Origin of the sequence: Microcoleus sp. D3_18_C2 (assembly GCF_036702395.1) — a bacterium.
Classification (GTDB): Bacteria; Cyanobacteriota; Cyanobacteriia; order Cyanobacteriales; family Microcoleaceae; genus Microcoleus.
This window is the reverse complement of record NZ_JAUBTG010000003.1, coordinates 151648-171591: the sequence shown is the minus strand read 5'-3', so window position 1 is coordinate 171591 and position 19944 is coordinate 151648. Positions and strand designations below refer to the sequence as shown.

Annotated in this window: 15 protein-coding genes and 1 pseudogene; 4 read left to right on the top strand and 12 right to left on the bottom strand. The window is 42.4% G+C overall.

The window, feature by feature from the left end:
- Positions 1-84: 84 nt before the first annotated feature.
- Entirely contained in the window at positions 85-564 is a 480-nt protein-coding gene (locus QUA88_RS03420; protein ID WP_333243723.1) for a hypothetical protein, read from the top strand.
- Positions 565-835: 271 nt separating this feature from the next.
- Here the strand turns inward: QUA88_RS03420 and QUA88_RS03415 are convergent, their stop codons facing one another.
- Positions 836-2881, bottom strand: a complete 2046-nt coding sequence (locus tag QUA88_RS03415) for a S8 family serine peptidase (RefSeq protein ID WP_333051688.1) — start codon at positions 2879-2881, stop codon at positions 836-838.
- A 454-nt stretch (positions 2882-3335) separates the two neighbouring features.
- Between QUA88_RS03415 and QUA88_RS03410 the strand changes: the two genes are divergently transcribed.
- Positions 3336-4391, top strand: a complete 1056-nt coding sequence (locus QUA88_RS03410; RefSeq protein WP_333209884.1) for a UPF0104 family protein — start codon at positions 3336-3338, stop codon at positions 4389-4391.
- Positions 4392-4494: 103 nt separating this feature from the next.
- On the opposite strand, the gene QUA88_RS03405 is transcribed toward QUA88_RS03410, so the two are convergent.
- From QUA88_RS03405 to QUA88_RS03360, 10 genes are all read right to left on the bottom strand, one after another.
- Positions 4495-5244, bottom strand: a complete 750-nt coding sequence (locus QUA88_RS03405) for an amino acid ABC transporter ATP-binding protein (protein ID WP_333209882.1) — start codon at positions 5242-5244, stop codon at positions 4495-4497.
- Entirely contained in the window at positions 5210-6673 is a 1464-nt protein-coding gene (locus tag QUA88_RS03400) for an ABC transporter substrate-binding protein/permease (RefSeq protein ID WP_333270253.1), read from the bottom strand. Before QUA88_RS03400 ends, QUA88_RS03405 begins: the two co-directional genes overlap by 35 nt.
- Positions 6674-7253: 580 nt before the next feature.
- Positions 7254-9596: a TIGR03986 family type III CRISPR-associated RAMP protein gene (locus tag QUA88_RS03395; protein WP_333270250.1), complete on the bottom strand. Its 2343-nt coding sequence runs from the start codon at positions 9594-9596 to the stop codon at positions 7254-7256.
- Positions 9597-9635: 39 nt separating this feature from the next.
- A complete protein-coding gene (locus QUA88_RS03390) occupies positions 9636-10223 on the bottom strand; it encodes a Uma2 family endonuclease (RefSeq protein WP_333231249.1) in 588 nt (195 codons plus the stop codon).
- 72 nt (positions 10224-10295) lie between these two features.
- On the bottom strand, positions 10296-10913 hold the full coding sequence (gene csx19, locus QUA88_RS03385; RefSeq protein ID WP_333270247.1) for a type III-D CRISPR-associated protein Csx19: 618 nt from the start codon (positions 10911-10913) through the stop codon (positions 10296-10298).
- Positions 10900-12471 carry an RAMP superfamily CRISPR-associated protein gene (locus tag QUA88_RS03380; protein WP_333270244.1) on the bottom strand — a complete coding sequence of 524 codons (1572 nt, stop codon included), beginning with the start codon at positions 12469-12471 and terminating at the stop codon, positions 10900-10902. Before QUA88_RS03380 ends, csx19 begins: the two co-directional genes overlap by 14 nt.
- A complete protein-coding gene (locus tag QUA88_RS03375; protein ID WP_333270241.1) occupies positions 12468-14096 on the bottom strand; it encodes an RAMP superfamily CRISPR-associated protein in 1629 nt (542 codons plus the stop codon). Before QUA88_RS03375 ends, QUA88_RS03380 begins: the two co-directional genes overlap by 4 nt.
- Positions 14093-14800, bottom strand: coding sequence for an RAMP superfamily CRISPR-associated protein (locus QUA88_RS03370; protein WP_333270238.1), 708 nt, complete (start codon positions 14798-14800; stop codon positions 14093-14095). The genes QUA88_RS03375 and QUA88_RS03370 overlap by 4 nt, the downstream gene beginning before the upstream one ends.
- On the bottom strand, positions 14787-16490 hold the full coding sequence (locus tag QUA88_RS03365) for a Cas10/Cmr2 second palm domain-containing protein (RefSeq protein WP_333270235.1): 1704 nt from the start codon (positions 16488-16490) through the stop codon (positions 14787-14789). Before QUA88_RS03365 ends, QUA88_RS03370 begins: the two co-directional genes overlap by 14 nt.
- Positions 16487-17791, bottom strand: coding sequence for a DUF1887 domain-containing protein (locus QUA88_RS03360; RefSeq protein ID WP_333270233.1), 1305 nt, complete (start codon positions 17789-17791; stop codon positions 16487-16489). The genes QUA88_RS03365 and QUA88_RS03360 overlap by 4 nt, the downstream gene beginning before the upstream one ends.
- A 75-nt stretch (positions 17792-17866) precedes the next feature.
- On the opposite strand from QUA88_RS03360, the pseudogene QUA88_RS03355 reads away from it, so the two are divergent.
- Positions 17867-18166: pseudogene (locus QUA88_RS03355) on the top strand (TIGR03985 family CRISPR-associated protein); the annotation flags it as partial.
- Between the two features lie 215 nt (positions 18167-18381).
- On the opposite strand, the gene QUA88_RS03350 reads toward QUA88_RS03355, so the two are convergent.
- A complete protein-coding gene (locus tag QUA88_RS03350; protein WP_333270230.1) occupies positions 18382-19302 on the bottom strand; it encodes a cation diffusion facilitator family transporter in 921 nt (306 codons plus the stop codon).
- A gap of 241 nt (positions 19303-19543) precedes the next feature.
- Between QUA88_RS03350 and QUA88_RS03345 the strand changes: the two genes are divergently transcribed.
- Positions 19544-19891, top strand: coding sequence for a hypothetical protein (locus tag QUA88_RS03345; RefSeq protein ID WP_015174783.1), 348 nt, complete (start codon positions 19544-19546; stop codon positions 19889-19891).
- Positions 19892-19944 lie beyond the last annotated feature (53 nt).

Sequence of the window (19944 nt, the reverse complement as noted above, 5' to 3'; positions counted from 1 at the left end):
GTATGTCGCAAGGAGAGTTCGATAGGTTTGCTTTTAGTGGTAAGCTAAAAGTTAAGAATAAAAAAATAACATCAAAAATCTCCAATGACAGTCACTGAAACCTCCAACATTCGTAAACTGCTGTGCGATCCAGACTTAGGGCTGATTCCTCACCTAGAAAAGTGCCTGAAAGATTTGCACTCATCTGCGATCGCCAGTGGAGAGAAATTCAAGGTAGAACCTTACGATATAGAATTCAAAAGCTGCCACACCCAGAAGCATCCCAACGACCAAAAACCCCTCGTCACCCAGTCAGTGTTAATAAAAGTTCCCCTGACTGGGAAAGTTCAAGACAAGATGCACCTATATCTGATCGCAAGTGAGTTACAGAACCAAATCGACTTCAAAATTATCGACTGGAGTGCCTTAGAACGCCGTCAATACGACATTCAGGGCATCCCCTTAAAGCAGCCGATCACCAAAATAGACGGCCAGATGAATTACGAGTTAGTATTCGATCGACCAAGCTACTGCTGCATCACCCTGTGCCGCCAATTTGACTTAACTTACGCCGCCAATTTTTAATTGGGCTTGTAGGGGGGGGTTTCACCAACAATATTTAGGTTAATTAACAATCTATAAAACCCGCCCCTATCCCACGGTAAACCCCTGGTACATTTTTCGCATTCAATACAAATCCATGTTGATGTAGATTGTTAGTTGTGTGGGGGCGGGTTTAGGTATATTGTTAGTAGAAATTCGATATTGTTGGTGAAACCCGCCCCTACGAAATCTGCTAACAGTATGTCAATCCCATTACCGATTCCCAATTACCAATTACCAATTATCAATTAATTCAAACAGCTCGATTCGCAGTTTCCGCAAGAATCCTCTTAATATCAGCAGGAGTCAGATTCGGATTAGCTTGCAACATCAAAGCTACCACGCCGGATACTTGTGGCACTCCCATTGAAGTACCGGAAAAATATCGATAGGGAATCCCCGGTTGAGAAAGCGCCACAGTTGAATAAACATCACCAGAATCCGCCCTACCACCGTCGCCACCCGGAGCAACAAAATAATTAATTGCTTGCGAACCCGCCCGGTTAGAATACTCCCCAAACAAGCCATTTCGGGTAACACCACCGACAGCAATTCCTACCTCATTGGCAAACCGAGCCGGATAATCTACTTGTGGACGAGCATCATTTCCCGCAGCCGAAATCACGATCGCGCCTTGAGCTTCAGCCGCTCGAATCGCATCCAATTCTTGAGCATTCAACTGTAGGCCGCCCAAACTCACATTTATGATCTTCGCTCCATTTGCCACCGCATAATTAATCGCATTAATTTCATCCCGAATTTTACCCACCCCTGCTCCATTAAGTATTTTCAAAGGCATAATCTTCGCAGTCGGAGCCGTTCCAGTAATCCCAACCCCATCTTTTTTCGCAGCAACTAAACCCGATATATGAGTGCCGTGATTGTTATCATCCATAGGGTCATTATCGTTATTGACAAAATCCCATCCTCGGAAATCGTCAACAAAGCCATTGCCATCATCATCAACCCCGTTGCTAGCTTTATTGCGACCGATCGCATCAACGCCAGTTTCCCCGACATTACTCCAAATATTCCCCGTCAAATCCGGGTGATTGTAGTCAACTCCGCTGTCAATAACTGCCACCACAATTCCGTCTCCAGTCAAGCCCTGGGCCCAAACCTCTGGAGCTTTAATTAAATCTCTGCCCCACTCGTCGCCACCCAAGTCGGGAACGTCAGGAAAAGTTGCAGTACCTTGAGCTTTAGCAACTGCCGCCGCTGCATTCACCAAACCGAACCCAAAACGAGAGTCAAAACCTTGCAAGTTGCTCGGATTGTTAGGAGAAACAGTTGCAGGAGTTGCAGACAGATTGAGGGAGAAATTTGTACTGCCTTGGTATTGATAAACTCGGACAAAGTAAGTTCCTGCGGCTAAACCGTTGATGTCGATCGCTTCCGGCGATAAATTCGGTTGTTGAGAAGAAGCAATAATATCGGTGAAGTCAATAGAATTGTCGCCGTTAATATCTTTAATTAGAGCAACATCAACATCCGCAGTCAAACCGCTGACAGTTAATTTAAAGTCGCTATTTGCAGGCAAAGTAAAGCGGTAAAGGCCGTCTGGCCGGGCATTGCTAAGCGAGTCTGCGATCGTTTGAGTGCCGCCCAAAACGCCTAAATCGCGAGCTTGATCCAGTTGGTTGCCCAATACGGTAGTTGCAGAGATGAATGTATTGGCGAGGTCTTGTGGAGATGCGTTGGCTACCAAGCCTAAAATAGCATTGGATTGGCGAATTTTAATTAATGTATTGGAAATACCGGGGGCGATCGATATTTCTTCGAGAATCAAGTCAGCTTCGGTAAGATTGTCAGTCAGTCCGATCGAATCCACAAAACTGTTAAAGTCAGTAATCACGTCTGCTGCAGCCGGATCGGAGACTGCGGAGTCGCTGCGGAGGACAAAGGTATCTGGGCCCAAACCCCCTGTCAGCGTATCTTTGCCCCCATCGCCCACTAAAACGTCGCTGCCGTCGCCGCCGTTGAGCACGTCATCTCCCTTACCTCCCTGCAAGGTATCGCTGCCAGCATCGCCAAACAGGAAGTCTGCGCCGGCACCACCGTTAAGCAAATCGTTGCCCGCACCACCGAAGAGGGTATCGGAATTGCCACCGCCGAGAATGCGATCGTTACCATTATCACCGCTAATTATTTCGGCATCCGACGAACCGACAATAAAATCGTTGCCGCCGAGGGCAAAAAGTCCGTTAGGATAAGGAGTCAAAAAGCCCGGAGTCAAGGCGAAACTATTGGGGCTATCATCTAAAAGATAGGAAAAACCGTCAGGGCTCGGGCCGGGCATAGAAATGTACTCCTAGCGAGGTATATCGATCTAAATTTTAGATTTTAAATTTAAGTTTGTGGTTAAAAGTGCCCTAAATACTCTGTAAGGCGGGCATTACGCACAGTCTGTAGAGGTGTGCATAGGTTAGGTTAAACTAAGATGTTCCACCCTTCTCAATTACTTGTTTAGGAACAGGCTTTTCGGCCTGTTCCACAAAAATGTTGAGTTATTGTGGAACGGGCCGGAGAGCCCGTTTAGGAACAGGCTTTTCGGCCTGTGCCACAAAAATGTTGAGTTATTGTGGAACGGGCCGGAGAGCCCATTCTTGACAAGGGTGCAACATCTCAGGTTAAACAGATTTATTCCGTCATATCATGCCGTGTAAATTAACCACAATTCCGCCTTTGCCCCTATAAAATATAAAATCTCAAACAGTATAACTTAATCCCAAATTCAAAATCGGGATCAGAAAATGGGAAAACAACACTTGCATCGAATTCAGAATTTTTTCAACATCGCGAAGTCGCATTTAAAGCCTTATTTGCGCTATTTGATTTTAGGCGGGACGTTTTTATTTATTGCCAAAGCTTTTTTAACTCACTGGCGAGAAGTCGCGAATATCCAAATTCGAGCCGAAAGTTTTCCGTTGCTGGCGATCGCCCTTGGCGTCACTTTACTTTCTCTAATTTTTGTCGGCTGGGTGTGGATGTTGATTTTGCGGGAATTCCGCCAACCTGTAACTGCTGCCTGGGCGATTCAAGTTTTTCTCAAAACTAATATTGCCAAGTATTTGCCGGGGAATATTTGGCATTTTTGGGGTAGAATATTGGACGCCAAAAAGGCAGGCATTTTCCCTAAAGCTGCTACTCTCAGCGTGTTGCTGGAACCGCTGCTGATGGCTTCTGCTGGCGTTTTGATTGGGTTGATTTGTTTTGACAAATTCAATTGGTTTTTGCGAATTGTCGGTTGTGCTGCTATTTTAACGGCGATTCATCCCCGAATTTTAAATCCGATCGTCCTATTTGTAGAGCGGTTGAAGTTATCCAAGAACAATGGGGAAAATTCAGAAGTTGGGGAGGATCGGGGCGAGCGACAAACTTTGCGTTTAGAGTCTACCTCCACTTTAACTAAAAAAACATCGAGTGTCAAGTCAAACCGCAAAATTAATTTGCCAATTAAACGCTATCCTTTAGTGCCGTTAATCGGACAAATATGTTTTATCGGATTGCGGGGCTGCGGTTTTTTGCTAACGGTAATGGCTTTAACTCCGGTGGAATTTAGCAATATTCCCAACTTGTTTGGTGCTTTTTGTTTTGCGTTTGTTGTCGGTTTAGTCGTACCGGGAGCACCGGGGGGAATGGGAGTATTTGAAGCAACGGCGATCGCCCTGTTGTCCGATCGCTTTTCTACGGGTATAATTCTGGGTGCCGTGGCTTTGTATCGGATAATTAGCATTCTGGCGGATGTTTCGGGTGCATTTTTAGCTAAACTCGATCGCCAGCGCGATCGGCACAGTAAAAAAAGGTGAATTTAAAACTAAATATTCTCGTGATTGTAGGGTGCGGGGCTGAGAAGGTGAGATTATGTGCGATCGAACAACAAACCTATTTAATTGCGGATGCGATATCAGATTAAAGCATTTTTTCCAGAAATTGCTTGGCGCGATCGCACTTCGGGTTACTAAAAAACTCCTGGGGCGGCACATCTTCCGCCACCTTTCCGCCATCCAGAAACAATATCCGGTGCGCGACTTCCCGCGCAAAACCCATTTCGTGAGTTACAATCGCCATTGTAATTCCAGTTTTTGTCAAAGCTTTCATCACATCTAAGACTTCTTTAACCATTTCAGGATCGAGTGCAGAAGTCGGTTCGTCCATCAACAAAATTTCCGGTTCCATAGCCAAACAGCGGGCGATCGCCACCCGCTGTTTTTGTCCCCCCGAAAGCTTAGAAGGATAAACCTCCGCCTTATCTGACAAACCCACTTTTTCCAGCAATTCTAACCCCTTCAGACGCGCCTCATCCTTAGCCACCTGCTTCACCTTTACAGGCGCATACATCACATTTTGCAGCACAGTCATGTGCGGGAACAAGTGGAAATGCTGAAAAACCATCCCCACTTTCTGGCGGATTTTCAGAATATCTACCTTCGGCAGAGTAATATCCACCCCGTCAATGTATATGTGCCCCGAAGTCGGAATTTCCAGTAAATTCAAACACCGCAAAAAAGTAGACTTGCCGCACCCCGAAGGGCCGATAATGGCAATCACTTCTCCTTGATGAATTTCAGTAGTTATCTCGCGCAAAACCTTCAGATTGCCAAAAGATTTATACAGGCGATCGACCTTAACTGCTAGTTTGGAGTCTGCGTTCGAGTACATTGGCCCCCCAAGTTAAACTAAGCACCATCAAATAATAAATTGCGCCGACAAATATCAAAGGTTCAAAGTAAATATACTTTTCGGCTCCCACAATTGTAGCGCGGCGCAGCAAGTCTTCTACGCCAATTACTGAAACTAAAGCTGAATCCTTCAGCAAAGCAATACTTTCATTCACCAATGCAGGCAAAATATTTTTCAACGCTTGGGGCAAGATAATATCGCCCATCATCAGTTTGTAGGGAACACCAAGGGATTCTGCGGCTTCTTTTTGACCTTTATCTACGGCTTGAATTCCGGCGCGGATTGTTTCGGAAATATAAGCCCCAGAATTCAGGAAAAAAGTAATCACACCAGCTTGCAGCGCCGATATATTATAGCCCGTAAGCTGCGGCGTTGCAAAATAAACTAAAGTCAACTGCAAAATTAGCGGTGTTCCTCGAAAAATAGAAGTATAAGCAGTACCGAACCAAGCCAGCGGTTTAATGCTAGAAATCTTAAACAGAGACAGCACGATTCCCCAGATAAATCCGAGAAATGCCGACAGCAAGGTAAAAGTTAGCGTTACCCAAAGCCCGGACAAAATATAAGGCAAACTCGGCAATATTTTGCCAAAATCTAACCCGAACTTGGAGGCTACCGCAGGCTGATTTGCTTGAGCAGATTCTTGCGGAATCGGCCGAGAAAACCACTTAGTAGCTAGTTCCTTAATTTGACCGCTGGCTTTCATTTGCTGGAGGACTCGGTTGAATTCTGGAACTAATCTCGAACCTTTCCCAAAGGCGATCGCCGAACCGCTTTCTTCAGTATTCGGAATTGTGTTAAATTCCAAGTCCGGGTTCGCTGCGGCATAACCCGTAGCGACAGTATCCTCGATCACTCCTGCGGCGATGCGGTTCGATTTAATTTCTTGAATGATATCAGGAATTCTATTGAGAGCAGCCAGTTGCACACCGGGCATTTTTTTCACAGCTTCCTGCTGAATGCTTCCGAGTTGAACGCCTACTTTTTTCCCGGCTAAATCTTCAGCTTTGGTCAAATTGCTGCCTTTATTGGCGACAATTGTATTTTGAGCTTCGTAGTAAAGGTCAGAAAAATCCACATTTTTTTTCCTTTCTGCGGTGGGAGTCATTCCAGCCATCACAAAATCGGCTCTTCCCGCCTGCAAAGCGGGAATTAAGCCGTTAAAATCCATGCCAATTACTTTCAGTTCGTAGCCTAATTTTTTAGTAATATATTTGGCAATATCGATGTCAAAACCGATGATTTCGTTGCCGCTAACAGCCGTATCTTTAAATTCATAGGGCGGGTAGTCTGGGGAAGTCGCCAGTGTTAATGTCTTGTTGGCTTGGGCGTAGCTGGCGATCGCAATTAAACAAAAGGCGATCGCGATCGCCGCCGCCAGCATTGATTTTAATTTTAAACGTTTCATATCGAACATTGTCCTACAAAATCCCCTCGCCAACAAATTATGCGAAACTTCACAATTATGTCACCACTCTAAAGATAGATAAGATGGGTAGGGTGCGTCAGGTTGGAGATTCTTAGTCAGCATAGAAAGTGTGATTCTGAGGCATCATTTGTTGCAAAATGCGTTAGTTGTGAGATTGTTGGTTTGTAGGAAAAATCATGCTAACTGACGCACGCTACTTAAAAGTAAATCACGCTCAATACTTAATCCATGTATCCGTGTCAATCCATGTCGTGCCTGCCTTCTTCTCTAACATTTGAGAAAGTAAAGCTTGTCCGCACAACTCCCACCCATGTTGTACCGTTGTCCAAGTTGCGATCGGTATTTCTAATCATCTAGCATATTCCATTTATATGTGCTACAAGGTATTCAGTATATCAGGGTCAAAAATGAAACGTTATTAGATAGAGTTTCGTGAAAAAATAGTTAAAGCGTATCAACAAGGTGATACATAAATTAGAAAACTAGCCCAACATTTTGGTGTAAGTAAAGCCTGTGTCCAAAAACTTGGAAGTGGGATCGCTATTATGGGAACCACGAATCAATCCACACATTTGACACTTTTAATACTCCCATCTTCCTTGAGAGCAGTAATCTTTACATGAACTGCTTGTCCTTCTCTCAATAAAGCTGCTTTTTTAGGCTCCTTCTCCGTAAGCTTTAAGACTTCCAACATATGATAAGTTACGTGATTGCTGTTGATGCGAGCTACAGTAGCCTCCAAAATTTGTCCAATCTCAAACTTTTTTGACTTAACAGCTTTAGCAATTTCCACTTGCCGTTCTGACTTAACTACAACACTTGGTAGCGTACTTGGTGAAAAAGTTGGAGCGACTCTGCGATTATCATCGATTCGTGCTATTTGTAACGGAGTTGGTAGCACTCTGCGCTCTTTGTACTCGTTAGGTTCAATCGTCATATACTCAGCATGGAGTGAGTTTTGTAAACCTTCACATTGCAACATTGCCAATAACATTTCGATTCGCGGAAGCTCATCTAGGCTGGTAGCTTTATGTCCCTCTGGATGGTCATTTTCGTGAATATTCTCCAGTACATAATTCTCAAATGCTTTTCTGCACTCTTCGGATTCAGAATCAGTGTTAGTCTCTCCATGCTCCCAGCTATTGCGATCGGTGAATAATGTGTTGTAGCGTTGAGTGCGATCGCCAAACCTAAGCTTATCAATTTTGACCTTGATAGCACCCATCCCCAAAGGTTTACCCATACCTAGAGAAAAGCAGTATTTCTCATTTTCTGCAATTTTTAATACCCACAGTATTGCACCAATCTCTACTTGACTTAAGTTCTCAAAGTAGATGGTAAATGAAAATTGAATACCTTCATCAATCGGTTTAATTAAACTCGTTTGGCTATCTGATGCGCCGCTAGGAACTTCAATCTGAGCAGGTTTATGCCAGTACAACTTATGTCCTCGAATAACAGTTTCTCCTGCTTCTGTATCAGTTGATGGCTTACTAGCATAGTGCTTGAGTTGACTCTTCTTTGCCCCTGTTTCTGGTGGTTGAACCAGGTAATGCTGAAAAGTTGTAGGTTTTGGGCTAGATAACAGAATAGGTTTGGGTTCTTGATTCAGGCTTTGCTGCACCTTCTCCTCCTGATGTAGCTTCAGGATACCATCACTTATAAACACTCTACCAGCACGACTTTGTTCCATTCCTTCAGGTTGCTTGTCACGTCGGACAAAGCCAAAAATAGCTTCAGCTATATCAGTGATTGCGGGTTTATCTTTAGAATCTTTCAGGAAATCGGGAATAAAATCTCGTGCCGTTGAAGCTTTTCCATTACCTTGAGGAGAGTAAGGAATCCGAAAGTTAGGACTTTGACCAAATAGCGTCACTGGTTGTCCAGCTTGGGGTTGACAGTAGAAGATACAACGACCATTTTTTAAAACACCCTTATATTGATCGAATCGCGGTTCTTGCTTCTGAAAAGGAGTTAAAGCACTACAATAGTCCCGAATAGCATCATCACTAATTTGAATGGGTTCAGCTTTTGGGTTTGGTTCTCGGATAATGCAGTGATTCTGACGTTTGAGATCGCCGGGATTATTTCCTGCTTCCAGCATATTGCCGCTAGTCACTACAACTCCTTGATATTTATAGGTTGTACAATTGTTACTGACTTTCCCCGCAAACCGACGAGTTTTTTTTGTATAGATATCTTCAAAACTAATATTCATAAAATACTGAGGTCTATAATCTGATAGGTGGCTCATTGGAATAAAATCCGAGATTGACCGTAAGTTATCCTCTTTAACCCAGACGAAGGGAGCCTCATCAACAGGCATAGCGGGACGAATAAACCAACCATCTGCTTTTTCTACCAAGTACCCAGCTTTAATATTTTTGGGTTTGACATATTTCTTGTATTCTTCCTTCAGCGGATCGTCTTGATCGGCAGCAACGGCTCGAAAGAAAAAGCGCTGTTGCTCTGAAACACGATCTATTTTTCCAAAACTAACAATTTCAACTAGAGTTCGCAGCATCCCGCGTATACTACTACCAGATATGGCAGCAAGATTACCGCCCGGGTAACTAAAGAAGGCAGCAAGAATTTCTCGTCTTTCCTTTTCCCACTTTGCTTTTTCGTCATTCTCCCATCGCTCTCTTTCTTCTTTTGTTTTATGTGTGGGAGGTTCTGAGTATTTAGCAAAATCCTCGGGACTCCAACCGCAACGGCTGTATAGTTGAGATTTAGTTGTTAAAGTGCATTCAATTCTACCAGTATGTCGGTCTAAATGATAGCGATCGCCACTTGGTAAATCCTCTGCTTCAACAACTTTTTCAGGTAATTCAACAAAGTTGTAGGGTGCTTTAGCTATACGATCGACTTGTTCAATCTTCTTGATATGCTTGGGATTCATAGTTCAATCTCCTTAATATTCTGTGAATTAACTTAATCTCTATTTATCTTCTGACTCTTGCTCAAAACTAACCCCTTCATACAAAAGTTCGATCGCACATTCAAACTCAATACTTTCTAGAGCGATCGCCTCCCCAGCTTCATACTCATAATAAAGCCACATTTTACCTTCTCCTCGACGATAAACCTCAACTACTATTTCTTCTGAATCAACTAAGACATATTCTTGCAAACTCGGAATCTGGCGATAATATTTGAGTTTTTTGGTGCGATCGTAATTGGCTGTACCCGGAGAAAGAACCTCAACAATAACTTTCGGTTTTTGAATAAATTCTCGTGATTTCAAGTCATCAGGATCGCAACTGACAACTAAATCGGGATAGAAATAGCGACTATTTTTACGAGCCTGAACTTTCGCATCTGACACATTAACTCGACAGCCCCTCTCACGCAAATGAGGGTACAAAGCCCTGTATAAGTTAAGAGCAATGTCATTATGAGGTAGAGAGCCTCCTGTCATCGCTACAATTTCGCCGTCAATGTATTCATGGCGAAGTTCCTGCTTGGCTTCCCATACTAGGTATTCTGCCGCCGTCATTTTTTGATCTTGTTCACGATTGGCGATCATAATTCCCTCCTTGATGCAATGTATTCCTATTTTAACAAGTGTTTTTGAAATTACATAACTGGTTACTACAATCTACTTTTTTGGATGAGAATATAAATCTACCAGGCGACTCAGATAAATTCTGGCTACACCGCTCTCATCATAATCAATATAATGACGTACTTTCAAACGTAAGGGGCGAGAATCTTTACCTTTCAAAGTAATCGCAGTTAAAGGTACAGCGTGTTTTAATCCTTGAGAACCATCGGAAACTAAACTAAATCCATTTGATTCTTTCTCAACTTGAGTTCCCCAAAGGATTTGATCTTCATCTGGTAGACATTCTGGTTTATTGTCATCTTGAACTAGACGTGCTTTCCAGTTTTGACCGACTTTCCAAAGCATAACTTCAGCATTTTCACCAAAGATTCGACATTGTTGGAGAGTAGGCGATCGCAATTTAGCCAATTGGGGAAATACATCCTCATCTCCTGATGTCACCAACTTGTAGTCATCGCCTCTAAATTTACCCCAAATTACTCCATCATCAGCATGAGCTAATAACCAAATTACTCTATCGTCACCATGAGCTAATAAGTTTTGAAATTGATACTGCTTTGCCTTAGCTTGTAACCAGTTGTACAAAGAAGGCGTATCCATAATATCCTGAGTATCTTCAAGGGTTTTGCAATCGGGTTTATTCATTAGCATTCAATACCTCAGTTGGATAATTGACTAATTTTTGAACAAATTTTTCTAATCTACCAGAATCGCTCACTACAAGGGGTTCTTTTTCACCTGTTTGATCGATCGTCCATACCTCTTTATGCTGTAACTTTTTTTCCCGATCCCAGATATACTGGGTCAAGGTTGCGTTTTTTCCCTGTAACCTTCCCCGCCCGATACTACTTTCACCTCCAACAGGTAAATCGCTTGTCCACAAATCTTTTAGCAAGAGTAACAATAATCCAATTTCATGGTTGTATGGATTGCGTAACTCTAGTTCAATAGTGACAATGGTTTTATCACCACCAAAGATAGGTTGTTCCTCAAATAATGCACCGTGATACGCACCACCTGTAAAGCGATCGATCGCAATCCGATTTTGTACTAATTCAGTTGCATCTTTGATAACTTTTTCATGGACAACTAAACGGCTTGCTTTTGCCTGTTTGCTTTTATCCTTGCTAAAGTCAGGGCCAAATACTTCATCAATGATGCTTGTTGGCTTCTCAAGGGTATTAATAATCCTCTCAGCACGATGTCGTAATACTCCTGCTAAACTCGTACCAGATAATACTGATACTGGATTAGTTTCGTTATGTCGATGAGATTTTAAGTGTACAACATCAGGGGCGCGTCCAGTAGAATCTTGACCGGAACGGATCAGGAGAGAACCGACTAATTTGAATTCGGCGTGGATGAGGAAGCGATCGCGCTTATCTTTCCAATCTTCTGCTACACCAAGACCTGCCTTTTTCATTGCTTCGACAATTGAAGCATCAACAGCAGGTGGTTTACTACAGGGTGGGTCAGTTAACCAAGAATGGTCAAGGGTTAACCAGGCCATGCGATCGCCTGCATCTTCCAGATTAAAATTCCAAACCTGCCATTCTTTGACTTGACAGCGACCAAAACCGCGCCGCTTTTTCATGCCGAGACAAATTTCGCCACTTTTTGAAACATTTTCACATTCAGAGACATTTGGATCTTTTTTAGGTTCTAATCCTGCGAGTGCGATCGCTAATGCTTTAACTAACCTGGCTTCATCTTCGGTTTTTTCTATTAGCAGCTCAAAACTAAGTGGAAATTCTGTTTCAGCTTGCAGCAACTCTAAATCATACTTAGCTTTGTCGGCTGCTGTTCCTGTAGCACTATTTATTTTCACACCATCTCTAAGTTCTGTTTTGATTGGTTTATTGCTGATAGCATCATCTACAATTAAAGGACTTTGATTCCCATCATAATCACTCCGCATTCCTCCAAATAAGAGGGTTGCTAAATCATCAGCGTATTCGCTAGCCATGTATCCATGTTCGCGTTCTCGCAAGTAGTTCCGCAATGCACCTGCAATTGAGGAACCTGTTAAAAGAGCGCGATCGCTAATACTATCCCTGAGTAAGGGTAAATCAGTTGGACTTTCAGCATCACCGCTTCCCAGACAAGTAGGAGTATCTAAAGCTAAAGTGCCGCGTACAATAATGCGTTTAATAATATAACGCTGTTTTCGTGTCAATTCATTTTCCCTTAAAGAACTTTCCTCAGTCATCGCTCGCTCTCCTTTTTGGCTTTTTTAGCAACTGCCATAATTAAACGCAGTGTATACTCTTTAACCAGATATGAATCAGGTTCAACTTTGCGAGTAACTCCAGCAATATTAACTTCTAATTCATGGGAATTATTCAGCCATGAGCTGGATTTCATTGGGTCGATCAACCAATCTTTAATCTGCTGTTCGAGAGATTTATTGCCCGAAACTTTTGTATTTCTATACTGTTCGCTGGCATTTGAAGTCAAGCTACTCAATAACTCTATAATTGGCAGAAAGCTGGGAGGATTGGTCAATCCTTTTCGAGCAACAATTTCTAGGCGAGAAAGTTGGCTGTTGGTAATTTTGCCTTGTATCTTAATATCGCTGACTTTATCTACAAGAAACTGCTCTAGCTTTTGGCGTAAAATATTTTCAGCCATTTGTCCAGCTAAGTCATGATATTTTTCGTCTAATTGAATATTGTTTTTAATTGGCTCAGGAGGTCTAGCACAAAAATCTCGATATTCTCCCAACCAATTAACACAAACTCTACCAAAACCGTCTATGCAGCGATCGCCAATCCCTTCTGTTTCTAAAGTCTTAATTTGTTCGGTGGTTAGTTGTGCATCAAACACAAAAACACTTCCTGCTGATAAAACTGGTACTTGAGGTAAAGGCAAACCCCATTTTTGATTAAATCCACCAACAACAGTGCTACTGATAAAGACATGGGTTGCTTCAGGTAACTGCACTGGTAACTTATCTTCAATCGCTTGCTTGACCAAACAGGGCTCGACTGAGAATTGTCCGCAGCCATCGCGGAGAATTGTGTCGCTAAGAAGGGTGATTTTTAGTTTTCGACGATTAACTCGTTGTTCGGGGCTAATATCTACTTCATGCCAATCCTCAATATTTTGACACTTAACTGCATGAATTTTTGCGTGTCCGTAGCCAGCACTTCGAGAGCCACCCAACCATATATCTGTTGGTTTTAGTAGATACTGAATAGTTTTTGCCTCATCATTTTCACACAATATAACGGCTTGAAAAGTTTGTTTAACTTCTAAAGCTTCATAACGGAAAATTGCACCTTCTCCCTCTTGAATAACTCGATCTGTCACTGGATCGCGTTTTGTTGGTGACGAACGTCCTTTAGTGCGATCGCGCAAGTTGTGAATATTAATCCGTCGCTTCTCTCTATATAAAACAACTTGTCTTTCGTTAACAGTGCAAAATCTTTCACTTAAGCTTTTCAGAGACACCTGTTCTGGTACATATTGACTCAAATCCCGAACATTTAAACTTCTTGTTTCTTGTGGTGTAGGCAATTCCTCATCCTTGTCTCGATACCAAGCAAGAGGAATGGGTAAAGTTCGTTTTTGTTGTCTGTTACAGAATAGGTAGGCGTTTAAGTAACGGGTATTGCCATCAAAAAATAAACGTTTCACCTGTCTATCGAGATTCGCATCCGATAAAATATCTTGACCTAATTCTGCGGGATGCTTGAGGTAACGACCTATCAAAGCACCTCGGATCGCGCTCCCAGGAATATAAGGATAAGACACATGACTGTTCGGATCTTTCTGAAATGAAGTGACTAAAACTGGCTGCTGCGTTTCTAAAATAAAAGTAATCGCTTTCATCGATCTACCTCCTCAATTGTTGCAAAGCGATGGATAAAATCTTGAGTAATATCTTGACCACTGGCATCACATAAACTACATTGAACGTGACCTCGCCCTCGGTTACGCCCACTACCAACGTGCCGAAGTGCTAAAACGCAAACTGCTAAAAGAGCTTTCATATCTGGTGTTGGTTCTTCATCAAAAAACAGGAAAGCCATAAAACGGGATGGGGTTTTAGGGCGATCGCGCATCACGACACGAGCAGAGCGCAAGCTACCCCTATCTGCTGTGCCATTATCAGGATTAATGGCGGTTTGGCGGCGAATTGTTGTCAGGGAATGCAATATATCTGTTGGTGTTAAACGCGGTTTATCTTCTTCTCGCTCCTTCTCTATTTGATTTCCCACGGCTTCCCGTAACTGTTGTGGCAAACAAGCATCGCCAACGCGGATCATTGATGCTGTTTCTAGAGTGCTTCCCGAAACACCAAATAATTGATTTCTAATCTTTTTCCAATGTCCAAATTTCTCGCCTTTGAGCAAGACAATTAAATTATCGCACTCCTCACTCAATAAGCCTTTTAAAGTACGCCCTCGAAGATAAGGAAATCCGAAAGAATCATGTTCTACTTCTTGGTCAACTAAACCCGCAACACCGTCACCTCGACCAAAGGTTGTATCGCTCAAAAGTTTAATCTGTACTTGCAATTCATACCTGCTCATTGTTGTCACCCTTTAAGCCCATGTAAAAATCCATTGCTTCGATCGCATCAAAATAACCGCAATAATACTTTTCATTTTGTTCGCCCCAACCTTCCTGCTGTAAGTTATCAATTTGTGGAAAAGGTGGCAGTTGTTTGATACCGTAAGTAGTCATAAACTGTTTCGTTTTGTCCGCACCTTGGCGGAGAACTTCGCGCAAGGCAATTATTTTATTGCGACGGTCTTTCCATTTTTCATTATCTTCTACATCATCGAAGTAGCCATTAAAATGTTGAACTGCGCTAATAAAATTTGCCCAAGTGCGCCATTGGTTGTCGTCGCTGTCATGCTCTTTTAGCCGTATGGGTCGCATCATTATGTTTCCTGATGGAACCTCATATTCCCGCTGCCGAATTTCGCCTATACTACCAATTAAACCGCTCGCAGCAAAATGCCAATCTAGAGTCGAACAATAATATTCCTTATCTTTATACAATCGTTTTCTTTCTTCATAAATCAGTTTTTTAGCCGCTCCGTATAATTCCTCAACGATTTGGTAAGCTCTAGCAAAGGGATAGTGAGTTTTGACAACACAGATACCAGCACGAGCCGTCAAGTTAAGTGGTTGACCTTCTATATCTTTTTGTTCTTCAAATTCCTTCAGATAAATTGCAGCTAACTCAAGTCCTATCCTTCCCTCACAAACAAAGATGACATCATCGCCACCATAAACTAAAGGACGGAACGGCAAATAGTATTTACCATTTTTGGCTATTTTGAGCGAAAATCGACCCAAACAGCCTAATAATTCTCCGTTTTCAATTGAGTTATGAACTATCTCTAGCACTTTTCTCAAAGCGTTTATTCCAGCATCCTCAACGCTGTAAGAAAGTTTACGCATTTCAATAATTGCTTCTTCGTCCGATTTTCCTTCACCGCACTTTTGAAAACGATTTCCCATGCCATTACCATCTGCATGAACGATGGCTACATAACTTGATTCACCTTCAGAACGACCTAAATAGTCTGTGCGATAGGGAAAATCATAAATGTCTGAGTTAAAAGTGCCTGCAAATTTTTCTATTAGTCTTTTATTTGCTTTAGGAACTGCTTTGAGTTTAGCTTCAGTTTCTTTAGAAATTAGATAAATATCCTCATCATCTGCATCAATATATTTCTCGCTGGTATTGACTGCGGGAAGTTGAGTTGACCGACAAGCTGCTGTTACTCCTAAACCTAATAAAGGTACAGAAGCAACTCGCTCTCGTTTCTTTTTAGGTAAGTCTTTTTCTAAAAGCTGGTTTAACGTCTTTTTAAACTCTCCCTTCCTAAATTCAAATTCTTTATTATGAGCAACGACAATATTTAAACCGGGTGCACCTTGCAAAACTCGTTCGGTCAAAATTTGAGTAAAGCGTTTAGCATATTCAAAACTCGTAAAAAGTAAAACTGTATTGCCACCTCCTGCATAAACTATCTCAGCCGCTACATCCTCATTACCGATATGGATTTCCTGTAATGAATTACGTTGAGGAATATGAACTTTTTGATTAAGTTCTTTTGCTAAATCCAGCAAAGCTTTTTCAGCCCATTCTTTAGTAGCTTGAGATACTAAGTAGGATGCTCCAATATTTTCGCGCAGACGGTTACTGCTGAAAACATAGTCCTGAATTCCAGTTGTATCGACTACAGTGAGAGTTAGTTTACTCATGATTTTCCCTTATTTAGGTCTACCCACGCTGCAATCTTTTCTTTGAGTATTGGTAAATCTTGTCGAATAAATACAGCAATTTTAGGATTAGTTACAGCGCCTTCAAGCTGACTTTTGAGATATCTGTCTAAACGTGGTGATTTACTTGGATCGTCATCACAACAGCAAACTAAAGCAACTCTGGCTTCATCACCACCGAGTTGCTTTGCTCTTGTGTATGCCTCAAATAGTTTCAGCTTGCATTCTTTTGGGTCTTTACTGGTTGTACAGGAAATAGCAAACAATTGGTAGCTTCGCATGAAGGCAACATCAAATTCAAATACTCCTCCTTCCCAAGTTTGACTTCTTTTGATAACAAATGACATTTTGCTGTCCCCAAGCTGTAAGTCTTGCGCCAGTTCTTTAACTTGTTTGAGTACATAATGTTCTAACCAAATCCCCCCTAGCCATGCACAAACTTGTTCATAACTATTAAATCCTTTAGCCTTTGTCACGTTCAAAGAAAGTTGACTCGGCGAAGCATCTAACTTCTGGCGCAGAAATTCAATAATTTCTGAGTGTACGCCTGTTAAACTCAAAGATAAATTAGAAAGCTCATCTTCAGATTTCCACTGACCTGTGGCTGAATCTTTTGCTCTTTTTAACTCTCCATAGTTGTTGTACCGATGAGTATTAGACCATCTTCTCCAAGTTTCTGCTATTTTTTCATCTTGATAAAGTCTGACAAATTCGGCGGCTGCATCTGGTAAAATTGGGGTAGGTAGTGGCTTTTTATTTTCTTGCCACTCATACTTGTGCAGTTTAAATAGGACTTCTAGAGGCACTGTAAGCTGAACTGCTCTGTGAGTAGAATCAGAATTGGGCTCATCTATAAATATCTCTAACGTCTTGGCATCTAGATAACTATAGACTGTATCATTTCTTGGTAAATCCGCGATCGCTCGATAGGCGTGAACTGCCATTGTGTTTGTGCCACCTGTGTAATGCAGACCAATACGTTCATTAGTCGGTATTTTTTCTGCATTTTCTTTAACTTTTGTGTAAATTCGATGAGCATTAGATTTATTATTGTCCGTTTTATCCTTGTCTAAAGCAACTGGCTTGCTGCTAAAGCCTTTATCTTTTAAGGCATTTTGCAGCAGGCTTTTTTGCGATAGTGTTTGATTAGTATAAACAAGATAAACTGTGCCACCACTTCCTAGTAACTTCACGGCAGCTACATAATTAGGCAGTGGGTTTTCACCCACCAGTAAGAAAAGGTGCTTAACTTTGTAGTCTTGGAAAGTATCGTTACTACTCATCAAATTTAACCTCCTAGATATTTGAGTATATCATACTGTTAATCACAGCTAGGATGAAGGCAACATCGCACTTTCGCTCAATCCTACCTGCAAGGAATCACCATCCACAATACTTTTACCGCCATAGACTGCGATCGCGCCGCCACATTAATCACACAATATACTCCCAACCCAGAACACCGATCGGCACTTTTACAAATCCTCCAGTCTCGCCCAACCGACGATGCTTACTACCAAGTCACTTACCGAGAAACAGACTACTACCCGCTGAGGTGGTTGCGCGCTTTAGGTTCAGAAGTCGAAATTCTGCTACCTTGGGACTTGCGACAGAAAATGGCCGTAGAAATCCAAAAAACTCGGAACTTGTACCAATAGTCTTTTGCTCGATAATTATCAAAGTTATTGTGGAAAACTTGCCGATTTCTGTGGAAAACCCCCCTTTTCCTGTGGAAAACTGCTACTAAATTAAGTGCGATCGCTCTCACCCGATTGATAGGATTTAAAAAATTGGAGGAATTGCGGTAAGTAAAAATACTTTCCCGATTCTTCAATTAATCCGTGTATCCGTGTCAAAATCACTGGTTGTGCCTTCATTTTTCAGCATCGTAGCTAATTTGGTCGGACTCGTAAGCCGGCGGCTCAACGTGAATTAAGATGCGTACAGGGCTGAAACGTTCTTCCAAACGGGCTTCTACTTCTTCTGTAATCCCGTGAGCAGTTTCTACATCGACAGCATCGACAATCATGTGCATATCAATAAATACTTGACGCCCTACAACCCCACGGGAGGCGATCGAGTGACAGTTGACAACCCCCGGTACATCGATCGCGATCGCGTGAATAACTTCCGGTGCGATCGCCATTTCATCCACCAACCAAGGCAGATTTTCCCTTAAAACCTTCCAACCGCTGCTAAACACCAAAATAGCCACAGGAAAAGACAAAAACACATCCAGGAATTGTAATTGAGGTATATTCCAAACCTGCCCTTGCCAAACACCAATCAACCCGCCGATGACCATAATTGTCACCCAAACATCGCTCATCGTGTGCTGAGCGTCAGCCACTAAAATCGCGCTACCGAGACGTTGGCCAACCCTGCGCTCGTAAAAAGTGACAAAAATATTAATTCCCAGTACAATCAACAAAATCCACAGTTCATTTGGGGATATTTTGACAACTTTACCCCCGTTAATCAGCCTTTCAACAGCACCGCTGAGAATTTCAAAACAGGCAATTCCCAGAAACGCAGCTATTCCCAGAGCTCCGAGAGCATCAAATTTTTGGTGTCCGTAGGGATGATCGCGATCGGGCTGCGGATTGGCATAATGATTAGTTACCAATCCTAAAATATTATTAGCGCTGTCCGTGACGCTGTGCAAAGCATCTGCCAGCAAACTGAGGGAACCAGTCAGCCATCCCACCGCTGCTTTAATTGCCATCACCAGCAAATTTAGCAATAAGGTAATTATTAAAACCTTGCGGACTTCGGAACGGTTATCGGCAACCATAAAATCTCCTCGCTCGGCCGTCAAGTTTTCTGGTTTCTAGTTTAAAGCTTATCAAGTCATAACAGGTTAAAACTCTTGCTGAATCTAGCTTGCGACTAGATTTATATTCATTAATTTAGCCTAGCTTCTTGAGACAAATTTTAATTAATAGCAGTTTCGCCGCCCAATTTAGTTGGCTGGTACTTCTTTTAGGTTATTGTATATTTTATCATTAACAATAGTATGTTAAATTTCATTGCCCATGTCTCTTTCTCCGCTGACACTGAATTTAGTCGAAGGTTCTGTCTCCTTTAGCTTTTCCCCGCAAGCCGCGCGGGATTTGCAAAGCGAAATTGCAGCTTTGATGGAAAGCTTGAAAGCTGTAGCAGCCAAAACCGCTGGCGCTAAAGCTTCTCCCCAAAAACCGATGGAATATCGGTATGCAGGAGATGTCTTTTTGGAGGTTTTCTGCAACCCGAATATCTGGCCAACTCCTTTTGCTGCGAAAGTGCTGATTACGGTTCGGGACGATCGCGTGCGCGTCACCACCGAAGCCGAACTCAGCCGCCTGCGTGACGATCTCGCTCAGTATATCGAACAAGTCGGTTGAGAATCTCAACCTGAAACCCGCCCGTTTGTCAAGGTTAAATTCCCATTAGAATC